The 16,093-nt window shown below is 31.6% G+C and carries 19 protein-coding genes; 4 read left to right on the top strand and 15 right to left on the bottom strand.

Annotated elements, in window-relative coordinates; translation table 11 throughout:
- Positions 1–14 precede the first annotated feature (14 nt).
- On the top strand, positions 15–725 hold the full coding sequence (locus P8F83_RS02435) for an ATP-binding cassette domain-containing protein (RefSeq protein WP_326513288.1): 711 nt from the start codon (positions 15–17) through the stop codon (positions 723–725).
- Positions 718–1,491, top strand: a complete 774-nt coding sequence (locus tag P8F83_RS02430) for an ABC transporter permease (RefSeq protein ID WP_326513287.1) — start codon at positions 718–720, stop codon at positions 1,489–1,491. Before P8F83_RS02435 ends, P8F83_RS02430 begins: the two co-directional genes overlap by 8 nt.
- A gap of 228 nt (positions 1,492–1,719) precedes the next feature.
- On the opposite strand, the gene P8F83_RS02425 is transcribed toward P8F83_RS02430, so the two are convergent.
- Together P8F83_RS02425 and P8F83_RS02420 are read right to left on the bottom strand one after the other, a co-directional pair.
- Positions 1,720–2,721, bottom strand: a complete 1,002-nt coding sequence (locus P8F83_RS02425; protein WP_073017525.1) for a GGGtGRT protein — start codon at positions 2,719–2,721, stop codon at positions 1,720–1,722.
- A 26-nt stretch (positions 2,722–2,747) separates the two neighbouring features.
- Complete coding sequence (locus tag P8F83_RS02420; RefSeq protein ID WP_021802716.1) at positions 2,748–3,440, bottom strand: iron-sulfur cluster assembly scaffold protein; 693 nt, start codon at positions 3,438–3,440, stop codon at positions 2,748–2,750.
- A gap of 319 nt (positions 3,441–3,759) precedes the next feature.
- Here P8F83_RS02420 and P8F83_RS02415 point away from each other — a divergent pair, with 319 nt between their 5' ends.
- Entirely contained in the window at positions 3,760–4,248 is a 489-nt protein-coding gene (locus tag P8F83_RS02415) for an HD domain-containing protein (protein WP_326513286.1), read from the top strand.
- Positions 4,249–4,284: 36 nt separating this feature from the next.
- On the opposite strand, the gene P8F83_RS02410 is transcribed toward P8F83_RS02415, so the two are convergent.
- From P8F83_RS02410 to P8F83_RS02395, 4 genes are all read right to left on the bottom strand, one after another.
- A complete protein-coding gene (locus P8F83_RS02410; protein ID WP_326513285.1) occupies positions 4,285–4,821 on the bottom strand; it encodes an N-acetylmuramoyl-L-alanine amidase in 537 nt (178 codons plus the stop codon).
- 134 nt (positions 4,822–4,955) lie between these two features.
- The gene (gpmA, locus tag P8F83_RS02405; RefSeq protein WP_326513284.1) at positions 4,956–5,702 is read right to left on the bottom strand and encodes a 2,3-diphosphoglycerate-dependent phosphoglycerate mutase; all 747 of its coding nucleotides are present in this window, start codon (positions 5,700–5,702) and stop codon (positions 4,956–4,958) included.
- Between the two features lie 186 nt (positions 5,703–5,888).
- Positions 5,889–6,767 (bottom strand): HDOD domain-containing protein, encoded by an 879-nt coding sequence (locus P8F83_RS02400; RefSeq protein ID WP_326513283.1) that lies wholly within the window; start codon positions 6,765–6,767, stop codon positions 5,889–5,891.
- Positions 6,768–6,962: 195 nt separating this feature from the next.
- The gene (locus P8F83_RS02395) at positions 6,963–7,979 is read right to left on the bottom strand and encodes an AI-2E family transporter (RefSeq protein ID WP_073017536.1); all 1,017 of its coding nucleotides are present in this window, start codon (positions 7,977–7,979) and stop codon (positions 6,963–6,965) included.
- A 242-nt stretch (positions 7,980–8,221) separates the two neighbouring features.
- Here P8F83_RS02395 and P8F83_RS02390 point away from each other — a divergent pair, with 242 nt between their 5' ends.
- Positions 8,222–8,650 (top strand): C40 family peptidase, encoded by a 429-nt coding sequence (locus P8F83_RS02390; protein ID WP_390888108.1) that lies wholly within the window; start codon positions 8,222–8,224, stop codon positions 8,648–8,650.
- A 91-nt stretch (positions 8,651–8,741) separates the two neighbouring features.
- On the opposite strand, the gene P8F83_RS02385 is transcribed toward P8F83_RS02390, so the two are convergent.
- The 9 genes from P8F83_RS02385 to P8F83_RS02345 all read right to left on the bottom strand — a co-directional run bounded on the left by P8F83_RS02385 (position 8,742) and on the right by P8F83_RS02345 (position 16,065).
- A complete protein-coding gene (locus P8F83_RS02385) occupies positions 8,742–9,089 on the bottom strand; it encodes a hypothetical protein (protein ID WP_326513282.1) in 348 nt (115 codons plus the stop codon).
- A 191-nt stretch (positions 9,090–9,280) separates the two neighbouring features.
- Positions 9,281–10,438 carry an iron-containing alcohol dehydrogenase gene (locus tag P8F83_RS02380; RefSeq protein WP_337250869.1) on the bottom strand — a complete coding sequence of 386 codons (1,158 nt, stop codon included), beginning with the start codon at positions 10,436–10,438 and terminating at the stop codon, positions 9,281–9,283.
- Positions 10,439–10,456: 18 nt separating this feature from the next.
- On the bottom strand, positions 10,457–11,482 hold the full coding sequence (locus tag P8F83_RS02375; protein WP_326513280.1) for an alcohol dehydrogenase catalytic domain-containing protein: 1,026 nt from the start codon (positions 11,480–11,482) through the stop codon (positions 10,457–10,459).
- A gap of 14 nt (positions 11,483–11,496) precedes the next feature.
- Entirely contained in the window at positions 11,497–12,180 is a 684-nt protein-coding gene (locus P8F83_RS02370) for an L-fuculose-phosphate aldolase (RefSeq protein ID WP_326513279.1), read from the bottom strand.
- A 16-nt stretch (positions 12,181–12,196) separates the two neighbouring features.
- Positions 12,197–13,258, bottom strand: coding sequence for a 2-hydroxyacid dehydrogenase (locus P8F83_RS02365; protein ID WP_326513278.1), 1,062 nt, complete (start codon positions 13,256–13,258; stop codon positions 12,197–12,199).
- 108 nt (positions 13,259–13,366) lie between these two features.
- Positions 13,367–14,800, bottom strand: coding sequence for a PTS galactitol transporter subunit IIC (locus P8F83_RS02360; protein WP_326513277.1), 1,434 nt, complete (start codon positions 14,798–14,800; stop codon positions 13,367–13,369).
- Positions 14,801–14,835: 35 nt separating this feature from the next.
- Entirely contained in the window at positions 14,836–15,135 is a 300-nt protein-coding gene (locus P8F83_RS02355; protein ID WP_326513276.1) for a PTS sugar transporter subunit IIB, read from the bottom strand.
- 31 nt (positions 15,136–15,166) lie between these two features.
- Positions 15,167–15,625, bottom strand: coding sequence for a PTS sugar transporter subunit IIA (locus tag P8F83_RS02350; protein ID WP_326513275.1), 459 nt, complete (start codon positions 15,623–15,625; stop codon positions 15,167–15,169).
- Positions 15,626–15,663: 38 nt separating this feature from the next.
- Positions 15,664–16,065 (bottom strand): hypothetical protein, encoded by a 402-nt coding sequence (locus P8F83_RS02345; RefSeq protein WP_326513274.1) that lies wholly within the window; start codon positions 16,063–16,065, stop codon positions 15,664–15,666.
- Positions 16,066–16,093: the final 28 nt, after the last annotated feature.

Raw genomic sequence — 16,093 nt, 5'->3', positions numbered from 1 at the left:
TGGAGGCCTATAAATTGAATGATTATGCTTTAACAGCAAAAAATATCAAAATGCAGTATGGAGCAAACACCATTTTTAGAGATGTTTCTATTCATGTAGAACAGGGAGCTATTTATGCGTTAGTTGGGAAAAATGGTTCCGGAAAAACTACCTTGCTTCGTATTCTTACCGGTCTAATCAATGATTTTAATGGGACAGTTTTCGTGAAGAAAGTAAACGGTTGTGATAATAAGTTTGCAGTTGTCATTAATGATCCGTCGCTTTTTCTTAATATGAGTGCACTTGAAAACATGAAAGAGCAGGCTCATTTGCTTGGTCTAAGTGATAATAACCAAATTGAGAAAGTCCTAAAAACTGTTGGTTTGTCAGATATCAATTGCAAGCCCGTAAAAAACTTTTCTCTTGGTATGACTCAACGATTGAAACTCGCAATGGCATTAATACAAATGCCGGATATTCTAATTTTAGATGAACCTACGAATGGTCTTGACCCCGATGGAATTGCAGATTTACGTAAATTATTGCTACATTTAAATGAAAGTGGAATTACTATCCTAATTTCTAGCCACATTTTAAGTGAATTGGAGCAGATAGCCACCCATCTTGGTATTTTGCATGATGGCATAATTGTAAAAGAAATAGCTATACATGATGCTTTTCAAAATGGAACTTCCTTAGAAAAGCTATATATGCAGTACACAACGGGGGATAAATCATATGATTAATGTATTAAGAAGCGACTTTTATAGACTTGGAAAAAGCAAGTTATTATATATCATTATAGTATTTGCAAGTATTGTGCCCTTTTTTATGATGATGACTATTCGTCAAGACATTCGAGTAGGAATTTCTGTTTTGGGAAACCTAACCACCTTTAAGGAGATTGAAGATATTATTCGAGCGGGCACAGAATATCAAAAGGGACTTGGTATTTTAATCGCCATTCTAATCTCTGTATGGATTGGACAAGAGTATCAATGGAAAACATGGCAGCACAAATGGATTATCAATAAAAGCCGCTTCAGTATATATCTATCAAAATCTATTATTTCATCAGTCATATCTTCCGCCCTTTTCTTACTGTTTGAATTGATTGCTTTGTTAAGCTCTGGTCAGATAAGTAACATTATACTAAGTGGATATGTTTTATCGGTTATTTGTGGTATTGCAGTATACGCCTCCTTAGGATCAGTTCTTTGTCTACTTTCTATGCTGATAAAAAATAATACTGCTTCAACAATTATTTGTTTATGTTATGTGCTTTTTAGCGAAACATTATGGTCTATCATTAGAAATCTAAGTGGTTTTTCTTCAATCCTTATAAAAATAGTTGAATTAGGTATGCGACACTCAATTTATGGCATGTCTACGATAATTTCTTCAACCTCCTTTTCATCAAATATGGTGATAAGCATTGTAATCAATTCGGTTCTTATTATGATTATAGTTACTGTTCTTGGTCTTACTGTTTTTAGAAAATATCAATTATAAACTGCTAACGTAAGTACTATATTAATTAGAACAAATAGTTATTCCTTTTGTCATAGTGAAACAAGAGTTAAATTTGACAAAGATGAAGAGATAATAATGATGAGTTAATCACAGTTATTATCTCCTTTTATTTCTATAATTTCATAAATTAAAAAAGCCCCATACCTAGGTCAATTCCTAAGCACAGGGCCAATTTCTAGATTTATTTACGATTAAAGAAAGCTTAAATTATTTGTTTAAAGCTTCTTCTATAGCAACAGCAACTGCAACAGTAGCTCCTACCATTGGATTGTTACCCATTCCTATAAGACCCATCATTTCAACGTGAGCTGGAACTGATGAAGATCCTGCAAATTGAGCATCTGAGTGCATTCTTCCCATAGTATCAGTCATACCATAAGAAGCTGGACCTGCTGCCATGTTATCTGGGTGAAGAGTTCTTCCAGTACCACCACCTGATGCAACTGAGAAGTATTTCTTTCCTAAATCTATCATTTCTTTCTTATATGTTCCTGCAACTGGATGTTGGAATCTTGTTGGGTTAGTTGAGTTACCAGTTATAGATACGTCAACTCCCTCATTGTGCATTATAGCAACACCTTCTCTTACATCATCTGCACCAAAGCATCTAACTTTAGCTCTTGGTCCGTTTGAGTAAGCAATTTCGTTAACTATTGCTAATTCTCCAGTGTAATAGTCAAACTTAGTTTGAACATAAGTAAATCCATTAATTCTTGAGATTATTTGAGCTGCATCTTTTCCAAGACCGTTTAATATAACTCTTAATGGCTCTTTTCTAACTTTGTTAGCTTTTTCAGCTATTTTTATAGCACCTTCTGCTGCTGCGAATGATTCATGACCAGCTAGGAAAGCGAAACATTTAGTTTCTTCACTTAAAAGCATAGCTCCTAAGTTACCATGTCCTAAACCAACTTTTCTATCATCTGCAACTGAACCAGGGATACAGAATGCTTGAAGACCTTCTCCTATACAAGTAGAAGCGTCAGCAGCTTTTTTAGTTCCTTTTTTAACAGCGATTGCTGCTCCTAAAACATATGCCCAGCCAGCATTTTCAAATGCTATTGGTTGAGTTTCTTTTGCTATTGTATATGGGTCAAATCCAAGATCTTGACAAATCTTTCTTGCTTCTTCTAGAGATGCAATACCGTACTTTTCAAGAACTGGAGTTATTTGTCCTATTCTTCTTTCATAACTTTCAAATAATGCCATTTTAAAATCCTCCTTCAACCACTTTATTATGCATGTCTTGGGTCTATTACTTTAGCAGCTTCATCGAATCTACCATATTGACCTGTTGCTTTTTCTAAAGCTTCTTGAGCATCTGCTCCTTTAGCGATAGATTCCATCATTTTTCCTAAGTTAACAAACTTGTATCCTATGATTTGATCATCTGCATCTAAAGCAACGTTAGTTACGTATCCTTCAGCCATTTCTAAGTATCTTGGTCCTTTTGCTAAAGTACCATACATTGTACCAACTTGGCTTCTTAATCCTTTTCCTAAATCTTCAAGACCTGCTCCTATAGGAAGTCCACCTTCTGAGAAAGCGCTTTGTGATCTTCCGTATACGATTTGAAGGAATAGTTCTCTCATAGCTGTATTAATAGCATCACAAACTAAGTCTGTGTTTAATGCTTCTAATATAGTTTTTCCTGGTAATATTTCAGATGCCATTGCAGCTGAGTGAGTCATACCTGAACATCCTATTGTTTCAACTAAAGCTTCTTGAATAATTCCATCCTTAACGTTTAATGTTAATTTACAAGCTCCTTGTTGTGGTGCACACCAGCCTACTCCGTGAGTTAATGCCGATATATCTGTTACTTCTTTAGCTTGTACCCATCTTCCTTCTACAGGAATTGGTGCTGCGCCATGATTTGGGCCTTTGGCAACTACACACATTTCTTCAACTTCTTTTGAATACATCATTTTTTTTACTCCTCCCTAACAAACGAATTTATAGCCTATAATTAAAGGTTACTCGAAAGGGCTATTCTTCACACGGGAACTTTTTAGTCCCGCCGGGTTATTAATTACCTACATATATTCTATCAAATGAATATGACTCAAACAATATAAATTTTTCAAAATTTAAAAATTCCTCCTCTAATCTTATAATAATGCATAAATTTTCTTATATATCCTTTCCTTCGGAAGTACTAAAAATGTGTATAATACTATCTTTATAGCTTGAAGCCAATATATGTTAATGATAAAATAGTAATAATTTGAAAGTGAGGTAATATGAATGAAAAATATAACTAGTATTGTTGTTCAAAAGATGATAGCTTACTTTGAGAAAGATGTTAGAAGGATAAATCATGCGCTAAAAGTTTATACTTTTAGTAAAACTATTGGAGAGATGGAAGGATTAGATGATAAAACTCAGTTAATACTTGATATCTCTTCAATTTTACATGATATAGGCATTAAAGAAAGCGAAAGAAAATATAGTAGTTCTGCTGGAAACTATCAAGAAATAGAAGGGCCTCCTGTTGCTCAAGAGTTACTTAGGGATTTAAATTTAGATGATGATATTCTTAAGAGGATTAGTTATTTAATAGGAAATCATCATAGTTATAACAAGATAGATGGTATTGATTTGCAAATATTGGTTGAGGCAGATTTTTTAGTTAATGCATACGAAGATAACATAAAACCTGAGTCCATAAAAATCTTTAAGGAAAAATACGGACAAACTCAAACCTTTAAAACATATCTAGATTCTATGTACTAAAAATACAGGTAGCAAAATTTGCTACCTGTATTATATTTATTTTAATCCCTTAGCTATAGCTTCTGCTACACCTTTAGCTCCAACACTTCTCCAAAGAGCTACATCTTCTGAGGCTTCTACAAAAAATGCTTTGATAATAATTGCAGGCATTTCTGTTTTAGCTAATTCTATTAAATATTTAGCATCACCTTTAGCCCCTCTTGACCTGAATCCAATTTTAACCAAATGTTTTTCAATATTCTCTGCATATATTTTCCCTTTATTGCTCCACTTATAATAAAGAACCTCTGATCCTAATGCTCCATTAAATCTATGATAGAAATTATTGGTTTGGCAAGAGATATATAAATCTGCCCCCCAAGCATTAGCTTTTTCTACCCCATAATCAATACTATCAGCTAAGCTTCTATGAGCTTCTGGCGGAGTTACATCTAAAACCTCATGTCCTAAAGCTCTTAACTGCTTCATTAGTTCTATATGATAATCTTCTGCAATATCAACCTCTCTTAAAAGTCCTATGGCACCTAAATCTTCTCCAGTTCTTTGATATCCTCTTCTTACGGCAATTCTCATTAATATTTCCTCCTTTGTAACTTCATGGGCAAGTATCGTTCTTTATTAATATATGTACCGTAGTCAGAATTTGTTTTCATAATAAATGGAAAAAGCCAGTAGAAATAATAATTTACTTCTACTGACTTAATATATTATTGTGCTTTGCCTTGATTCTCAACTTCAAGTTTTGATTTTTCAATCTCTTCAATATTTCCTAGGTAATAATGTCTAATTGGTTTTAAATCATCATCTAGTTCATAAACTAGCGGAGTTCCTGTTGGAATGTTTAAGTTTGTAACTTCTTCATTAGATAAGTTATCTAGGTATTTAACTAAAGCCCTTAAACTATTTCCATGAGCTGCTATTATAACTTTTTTGTTTAATCTAATAGTTGGAGCTATAACATCATTCCAATATGGTATTACTCTATCTATTGTATCATTTAAGTTTTCTGTTAATGGTATTTCATCTTCTTTAAGATCCTTGTACTTACTTTCTAGTCCAGCATATCTTTCATCATTTTTATCTAATGCTGGTGGGTAGACAGCTGAATCTCTTCTCCACTTATGAACCTGCTCGTCCCCATACTTTTTAGCTGTTTCTGCTTTATTAAGTCCTTGAAGAGCTCCATAATGTCTTTCATTTAATCTCCATGATCTTTGAACTGGAATCCATAAAAGATCTAACTCATCTAATGCATACCACAAAGTCTTTATTGATCTTTTTAATACTGAAGAAAAAGCTACATCAAATGTATATCCTTCTTGTTTAAGCACTTGTCCAGCTTTTATTGCTTCTTGTACACCTTTATCTGATAAGTCAACATCAGACCATCCAGTAAATCTATTTTCTCTATTCCAAACACTTTCTCCATGTCTTAATAATACTATCTTTTTCATTCTTAATCCCTCTCTTTATACCAGTTAATAATATGTACTATCTCTTTTCTATATATTAATTTTATCACTACTGATTTAAAATATCACATCTCATATAACCTAATAAAATGTGTTTAAAACTGATTTAAACCATTACTTTATGTATTTATGTTTAAAATCTTCTTATTGATAATTATTATCAATAACTTAAAGACTTAGAATTGCAAAGTTTAATTGTTTATTAACCATTTCAACTTTATTAGGGAGCACTTTACTAATCTCTTCTATAAACTCCATATCTAATCCTAATTCATCAATTATTTTATGGCTTAATGAAAAGTTAGTACTTACTTTTACTAGTTTCTCATAATATAGTGTACTTATAGCGTCAGCAACACTTAATATCATTACTTCTAATTTATAATTATCAGCTCCTAAAGGAGTATGATGATGTTTAACTACTGTTTTTATATCCTCATGAAGATTCCATTTCTCACAGAGCACTTCCCCTATATCGCTATGAGTACATCCTCCCATTATCATTCTTTCAGCAACAACCTGGCTTACTCCTTTTTTCTGAATCTCATATACCTCATCAACTATCTCAGGGAAACACACATCTAATGCAGTGTACCCAATATCATGAATTAGCCCATAGGCAAAATATCTATATTTATCTTCAATTCCAAGCTTTTCAGCTATTAAATTTGCAGCTATTGATGTACCCAAGCAATGTTTCCAATACATTTCACTATTTAACTCTTTAGAATTACCTAAATTAGTAGGTAAAAGAGATTTTATTAAATATGCTACTATTAATTTTTCTACTGCTCTCATCCCTAAATAAACAACTGCATCTTTAATTGATTCAATTTTTCTTTGAAGCTTAAAATATCCAGAATTAATATTTACAAGCAAAGCTTCTCTTAAATTTCCGCATTCATTTATTTTCAGTGAAAGTTCAGTAATATTTATGTCCTCTTCTTTGTTTATCATTATTATTAAATCAGATATTTCTGCTTTAATTGTTGGCAGCTTGTCTGTATTTTTGATAACACTTATAATACTTTCTTTTGATATTTTCATTCTTAGCACCCCCATAAATATTTTTCAGAAAATTATGTATATTATGACATAATTATATATATTTTTATAGTTTTATACAATACATTTAAACTTTAAATTAAAGTTGAATAATTGAAAAGATGCTACACTAATTTTGATAAAAAAATAAACTACTTAAAGTCGTAAAATTGTACAACTTTAAGTAGTTTATATCATTTATGCTATTTCTTCTCTTTCCCCATTTACAAGTTCCAAAATAAATACAAAGAGTGGTATTCCTATTATCATACCCCATGCCCCTAAAAAGTGCTCTGATAATATAAGAACAGTGAATGTTATGAATATAGGTAAATGTATAGCCGAAGACATTATCTTTGGATTTAAAACATAACTCTCAAAAGCATGTAGTACTATAATCATTACCACAACAGATATCAGCTTAGATATTCCTCCAATCTGTAATGCACATATACTTAAAGGAATAAAGGAAACTATTACTCCTACTACAGGCATGAGTCCTAATATAAACATCATTGGTCCAAGTATAAAGACATTTTCAAAGCCAAGTAGAGTTAATATTATGCTTGAGATTATAGCATTTATTAAAGAAATTACTAGTTGCATTTCTATAACAACAACAAATGATTTCATAAAAATTTTAGCTAAAGATTTATAATATGTATAAAGAAAATTTCCTTTTCCAGTCTCAAATCTTTGGAAAAATGCTTTAAGTTTATGTTGTTCTAATATGTACATAAAAGATAATAATATTGAAAGTCCTATATTAAAGCCTGTATTTTTAATGTATCCCACAGCTTTCATAGTAAGTACATTAATACTGGATAATCCCTTCATCAAAGTGTCTTCTTTTATATCTAAATTATACTTATCAAATTTTGATATAAACTCACTAAAATCATAATTTTTAATTCCATTTATTAATAAGTTTACTTGATTAGCTATATTAGGAATAAAAACTACTAAAAAACCAATTAGACCTAATACTACTAAAAAATATGATATTATATCAACTATTCTTTTGGTAAATATCCTTTTAAACCTAGCTTTTTTATACAAGGTCTTTGAAAGATCCAGTATCAGTATCACCTCGATTAGAGTAAGAAGTATCAATGACATAAAATCTTTTAACAAAAATAGTGCAGCTATTAATAAAACTAATGCCAATGCTTTTTTAAATGAGTTACTTGTCAAATTTCTTTCAATAAAGTTCAATATATCATCTCCTCTAAAATTAACACAATAACTTAATTCTATACCATAATACATCCTTATATCAATGTATTAATCTTTACAATATAAAAAATTTATTTAAACTTTATTACCTATCTCTCCTCCCCCTAATATCTTAGGTTAATTCTTTATCTATAAGAAGATTATTCCTTATCTTGTATATATTCTTCATTGAAAACGTTAGTATAATGCTTTATAAATATATTATAAGAGGGGGAATTAATATGAAATTTATTAAAAAGTTTTTAATGCTGTTTCTAATATTCATAGTATCATCTACCTCAATCGCTATAGTTAAAGCAAATGCAGCTACTGTTAGTGGACAAGATATAGTTAATGAAGCAAAAAAACATTTAGGAAAACCTTATGTTTATGGTGCTACTGGACCTTCATCTTTTGATTGTTCTGGATTCACAAAATATGTATACGGTCAATTAGGTATAAATTTATCTAGGACAACCTATACTCAAATTAAAGAAGGAACATCTGTAGCTAGAGCTGATTTACAGGCAGGTGATCTAGTATTTACTAACTCTGGACATGTTGGTATCTATGTAGGAGATGGACAAATTATTCACGCACCTAGAACTGGTAGTGTAGTTAATATATCACCAATATGGACCTTCTTTGGAGCAAGAAGAATATTAAATTAAAAACAATAAAGGATGTACTAAGTTACCTTATAGTTTAAATACTATACCTAACTAAGTACATCCTATTTTTATATTATATTGTTTTATATAATTATGAACCTACATAATCACTTAGATGCTGCTTTACTAATTCCTGCATATCATTAATGTAGCTCGCTTGTATATCATTTTTAACAGAAGTTATGTCCTGAACATAATCTTTATATGCTTCTGGATTAACAAAGCTATAATCTTTAATTTCATTAACTATTTTGTCTATCTCACTAAATAGAACTTCTCTATCTCTAGTGCTTAACCTGTCAATGTTATTACTTATTTCCTTATCTACAAGCTCACTAATCTCAACATTATATCCATTTCTCTTCATATTATTAATATACTCTTGAGCTCTACATATATTTAATAATTCAGTTTGTGTAAACATAGCTTTTTCCATCATTTGTATCAACTCCAATTTAATTATTCCACTAAATTAATATTTGTATTAAGATATACTTTTATTCCTTATAACTAATAAATTTAGTTGTTTTTATTATTTAGACATATTAAAAGATACCAAAAAATAAGGGTTAACAAAATAATTTAAAAATATCATTTTGCAACACCCTTATCTCATTTTAACATTCTATATTATTTCCCATAATAAACCTTTAATATTAGTTCCTTCATCTCTTCCCTAGTAGGCTTTACAGGCGTAAATGGTGTGCAAACATCGGAAAAAGCTTTGTCAATTAACAATTCTAGTTTATCTAAAATCTCTCTCTCATTAGAAATTATCTCCTTCATACTATCAGGTATATCTATTCTTTTTCTTAGCTCTAAAATTCCCTCAAGTAGAGATTTAGTTCCTACATAATATGCTAACTCATCATATCTCTTCTTGGTATCATTATTCCTAGAATTAAACTCTAGGACATAAGGTAAAACTACAGCATTAGCTAAGCCATGAGGTATATTATACTCTGCCCCAAATGTGTGCGCTATACTATGAACAAGACCCAAGGCACAATTAGAAAAAGCAATTCCACCCATGCAAGATGCAGCTAACATCTTTCCTCTGGCCTCCATATTACTTCCATTTTCATAACACTCTGCTAAATTTTTATATCCGTTTATAAAAGAAGCTAGTGCCATAGCATCAGAATAAGGATTAGCTAATGGAGTAACATAAGACTCTATTGCATGCGTTATAGCATCCATTCCTGATGCTGCTGTAAGACTTTTAGGCATTGATACAGTAAATATTGGATCAAGAATAGCAACATCTGGAACCATTCTTCCATTCATACAACGTATAGAGTACTTTTTTTTCTTTATAGGATCTTTTATCAATGCAGCCCTTGTTGCTTCACTTCCAGTTCCTGCTGATGTAGGTATGCATGCTATCTTAGCCTTTACTCTAAGATTTTTTATTTCATTTGGAGGCATAACATCTTCAATTTCCGTATATTCTGGGTTTTCATAAAATACCCACATTGCTTTTGCTGCATCCATAGCAGAACCGCCTCCAAATCCAATAATCCAGTCTGGCTCAAACTCTTTCATATCATTAGCTCCACGAAGAATGCTTTGAAAGCTTGGTTCTGCTTCAACATCAGTGTATATCTTCCACTTAAAATCTGCTTCTTCTAAAACATCTGTAACAATTTTTAAGTAGCCTATATCCTTTAATATAGTACCACTCATAACTATATAGGCCTTTTTTCTCTGTGATTCTAAATTCCGTAATCCTTTAATTGCATTTTCACCACAAAACATTTTTTCGCAACCAAATTTTATAGAATACAATATTATCATCTCCTTTATCTATGGATATACAATACAATTCTTTATTACTTTTCCTGATGCATGTTCTCTAATAGCTACCTCTAGATCTTCAATCTTATATTCATTTTGAATGAAATCTTCACTAGATATAATTCCCATATTAAGAAGCTCCAAGGCTGTCATAACATGAAGAGGAGTAGTGTGAAAAACTCCTTTTATAGTTATCTGAGAGTAATGAAGAAGGGTAGAATCTATATTAAGAATACTATTGGACTTAGTTCCACCAAAAAGTAATACAAAACCACCCTTTCGAACCATCTTAATACTATTTTCCCACACACCTATAATTCCAGTAGCCTCAATGACTACATCTGCACCCCTCCTGTTTTCAGTTAAAGCTTTTACAGCTTCCACACTCTCTTCTAGTCCTTCAACATTTACAGTCTTCCAGACTCCTAGTTTTAAAGCTAGATCAAGTCTATTATCCATAATATCTGTTACTATTACTTTTGCACCAGACATAACTGCCAATCTTGCGAACATAAGTCCTATTGGGCCAGCTCCATTAACGACTACAACATCTCCACTATGAATAGGGCAATTATCTATTCCATAGACAGCACAAGCAAAAGGTTCCATTAGAGAAGCTGTTTTATGAGAAATAGACTTATTCAAAAGAAACATATTTTGCTTAACTATTCTTTCTGGAACTCTTACATATTCTGCATAGGAACCTCTGTTAAATAACATATCTTCACACATAGACGGAAGTCCTTTTTTACAAAAATAACATTGATTACAAGGTGCTGTATTATGAACAGCAACTCTATCACCTTCTTTAAAGCCCTTTACATCTTTTCCTACAGCAGCAATCACTCCTGAGAATTCATGACCAAAGGGATGAGGTGGCTTTAATAGAGGATAACCTCTCTTAAATATTTTGACATCAGTTCCACAAGTAGTTGAAATCTTATTTTGTATTAATACATCTCCTGATCCTATCTCTGGTATAGAACACTCCTCTATACGTAAATCCTCTTCTTTATATAAAACAGCTCTTAACATATCGCCCTCTCTTTTTAATAACAATTTCCTTCTTTATTTTCTTCAACTTTTTTTGCTGGTTGTCCATATGATTTGAAACATTCCATAACATGGTCCATTTCCTTGTCGTCTAAAACAACAGGGTTTCCAACAGACATTCCACGCCACTGCATTTCAGCTACAAACTCCATGTTTACTGCTAAACCAAAGGCCTTTTTAAGACTTGGTCCACAAGTTACAAGCCCATGATTTGCCAAAAGTACTGCCTTCCCACTTCCGCAACTATCAATTACGTTACGGGCAAGCTCTGGTGAACCAAATGTAGCATATTCAGCGCAAGGAACAGTAGATGAACCTGCACCTCCAATTACATAGTGAACTGCTTTTATCGGCTGATTTAGACATGCAAAGGTTGTACAATAAGTAGAATGAGTATGAACAACAGCTCTTGATTCAGGTTTTTCTTTATAAAATATGCTATGAAGATCATGCTCACTAGATGGCTTCTTATCCCCATCAATTATGTTTCCTTCCAAATCCATAATTACAACATCCTCAGGCTTAGTTTCAAAATAGCCTACACCAGATGGACTTATAGCCATATATCCATTTTCAGGATTATATACACTTATATTTCCGCTTGTTCCTTTACTAAGACCAGATGAACTCATTAATTTTCCATATTCAACAACTTCATTTCTCTCTTTTTCCATTAACATAATAACTACTTCCTTTCTATAACTGTTTATTTAATTTATTTAAATTAACTACCATATCGCTTTTACCTGTTTCCCAAAAGGCATTTATAGTTTTGGCTAATAACAATGGTGATTTTGGTAAAGCATCTACAACATTCCCTGCATTGTGAGGAGTTAACGTTATATTATCAAGCTGTAACATAGGATCATCTAGTGATAATGGCTCCTCCCAGAAAACATCTAAAGCGGCACCACCAATTGTCTTATTCTCTAGTGCCTTTACTAGTGAATCTTTATCTAATACACCTGCTCTAGATGTATTTATTAAATAAGCTGTTGGTTTCATCAATTTTATTAAATCTTCATTTACGAAGTTTTTTGTAGTAGGGGTTAATCTTAGATGCAATGAAATAATATCTGAATTTTTAAATAGCTCTTCACAAGATATCATACTAACATTAAGTCCTATGTCATCTACCTTCTCTTGAGTGACAAAAGGATCATAAGCTACAACCTTCATTCCTATACCTATACATTTTTCAGCTACTAACCTACCTATATGCCCCAATCCTACAATACCTACAGTCATATCTCTCATTGATGTAGTGTAGTTATTATTAACATAATCTTTTCTCCAATTACCATTTTTTATAGCTAAATGAGCTCTAGAAATATTCCTTGTCTCCGCAAACATTAATCCCACAGCAAAATCTGATGTTGCCTCAGCATTACGAATACAATGAATAACTGGTATGTTTCTTTTAGTAGCAGCCTCAATATCTATATGCTCCATACCACCACGACAAGTTCCTATAAGTTTTAATTTGTTGCTCTTATCAATTAATGCTTTAGGAATTGGGCAAAAGTGTGTTAATACTATATCTGCATCTTCTATTTCTTTATATAGCTCTTGTGGAATTTCTTCTGCCTCAGGACCATTTTTTTCGATGTTTAATGCTTTCTTTTGAAAATCTTGTCTGCTATCGCTACTCCAAAGTATTTCCTTTATTATAACTTCTTCACTAATAGATAGACTCTTTGAAGCTTCTACTAAAAGCTCACAGCTTACAATACGATCCCCTATAACTAATATTTTCATATATACTCTCCTTTCATTATCACCTATAGTAATATCAACTTAAAAATAAGATACTGTTTGTCTTTATTAAAAAATCAAACAGTATCATTAATAAAACACATTTTATAGCTAGCTAATTACTGTTTGTTCTGAATCATTGGTACCTAGAGCCAAGTTTTCAAGATATTGATGAACTGAAACCTTATTTTTCTTAAATAAGATGTACAATACAAGATAAACTGCTATTACAACACCAATTATTAAAGGATTCATTGTTAAAAATGCCATTGTAATAACTCCTGCAGTGCAATTTGACATTATAAATCCTATTATTAATGTTCCTCCAGCTAAAGCTGTTATAGCAGATTCAAACCCTGCATTAGCAGCAACTTGAGTAAATGTAGCCGCCCAATAAGAGGCCATAAGAATCTTTGCTGTAAATACTATACATCCCATCACCCATGACTTCATTATATTTCCGTTTGATAAACAAACTGGAACCTCTACCATATATGGTAGTGAAGGTAAAACCATAACAGGAATAACTAAATTTCCTGGTATTAAGAAAGCTATCAATACTGCAAAAGGAATAACTAATAATCCAGTAGTAAGTGTTGCAGCTTCACCATATCCCAAGGCATCGTTTACGGAAATTATAAACTCTCTATCTTTACCATACTTGCTTTTTTTAAGGGTCTTCCTCGAATAGTCTGTTAAAGCAGTGAAACCAGATGCAAATATACCAGCTATCTTAGGGAATATAGCCATTACTGCTGAACAAGTTATTGTTACATTAGCAATTTGTCCCCAAGCTTCCATTGAAGCAAGATTAGTAAAGTTTCCAACTACTCCAAGAATAAGACCAACTATTATGCCTATATACATTGGTTCTCCTAAGAATCCAATTTTTTTACGAATTGTATCAGGATCTACTTTTATTTTATCCATACCTAATTTGCTAAGAATTATATTAAGAGCAAGATACATTGGTGCATCTCCCATATGATGTGGAGCTGTCATAGCACAACCAGGGTATCTGTAATATATAGACCAACGTTTCTGTACTACTTCCGAAATTAATAGTGTCACTAAGTTTATAAAAAGCATTACTGCAAAAGCTAAAATTAAATTATTTGTAAGCTGATATATCATAGAGCCCCATACTATAATTGAATAATTGTTCCATAAATCTGAAGGCATAAATATATCAGTCCATTTTATAAGCCATAATACAATTTGAAAAATAAGTCCTACTCCGATAAACATCATCCCTATATTAGTTGAATAAGCAACCGATGCTACAGCTTGCCAACCTATATCAAGAGCTGGAAGGCTTAATCCAGTATAATCAATAATTTGTTTAACTAATACCGAAAGAACACTTCCAAATGCACTAGTAATAAAAGCCATACCTTTTAACCCAACACCTATCAATACTGCTGAGGCAAAAGCTTTTTTTACAGGAGTTTTAAAACATAAGCAAATTACAAAAATAATTATTGGCACTGTTATATAGTTACCAAATGTGTCAAAAAAGGTTTTCAAAAAATCAAAAATTGACATTATATTCTCCCCTAACAAATTATTATTTTTTTAAATTATAGACTTAGTTCTTTAAGTATCTCTAATAATTTATCAATGAAATCCTCTTCATTAATACCTACTAAAAATTGTGTAGCATTTAATATTGGAATTCCATAATCACCTTCTACAGGACTTGTGTATGCTATTAAATCAAACTTACCAGATTGAATAGCAAGTGGTACTCCCCCTGGAGCAACTTCTGTTGCTTCCATAGAATATCCATTTTCCTCTAAAACGTCCTCGAGTTTTGATGAAAGCATAGCCGAACTAACAGTACCTGAACCGCAGACTGATAAAATTTTTACTGATCTCATAATAAACTCCCCTTTACATGTTATTTTTTATTTAATTCTCTTCTAAAGAGATTAAACACGCTATTACTTCTTCCTCATTTTTTGAATCTAAAATCATTTTAAGTAATTTTTCATCCTGAATAATCTTTGTCATTTTCTTTAACATATTTATTTGCATATGTGAATCAAAAACCACTAAAGGAATAATAATTTCACAATCTAAGATATTATCATCTGTTCCCATCATAGTAAATTTCACTGGTCTCTTAGGAATAATTACTGCAATACCTGGTTTGTTTACAAGTTTATTATTAGTATGAGGAATTGCAATATTAACACCTTTACCTGGAAGCCCTGTTGGGTAATTCTGTTCTCTTTCAACAACAGCTTCTCCATAGCCTTCCTTTACATATCCATATTTATAGAATAAACCTGCTGCTAATCTAATACACTCCTCAGCTGAAGATACATCAGCATTCATAATAATTAAATTTTTATTTAATAAATTCATGTACTTTTCTCCTCTAATACTTTTTTATAATCTATAAGCTATAGCATTAATAAAATATTAAATGCTACTATAAAAATACTTATTGCCTTCACACTCTTAATTGTCTTTTTAATTCCTAGTTTTTGATATCTTATATACCTTGTAAAAATTAAGGGGTAAAAATAAACAGAAATAGCTATACATATAATTGGAGCATTTCTCCACCTAAAACTCCAATCAAATCCTAAAATAATCAAATTCAAAACAACAAAAATAAACAACATAACATACAACTTCATTCTATTATACTTATCCCACTCAATAAATTTTTTAACCTCATTCATACACTGACTACTACAGCAAGGCATTTCCTCTTTTGCCTTAGGGTTTATTATAAATTTTCTGCTAGTAGTTTTTTTGCCACAGTAAAGACAAGGAATCTCATTTATTTCTTTCCCCATAACACCGCCTCCATAAAGAAATAAATAT

The sequence above is a fragment of the Clostridium intestinale genome (genome assembly GCF_035905475.1).
Lineage (GTDB): Bacteria > Bacillota > Clostridia > Clostridiales > Clostridiaceae > Clostridium_T > Clostridium_T intestinale.
Note: the sequence above shows the minus strand (reverse complement) of the source record. Positions and strands in the feature narration are given on the sequence as shown.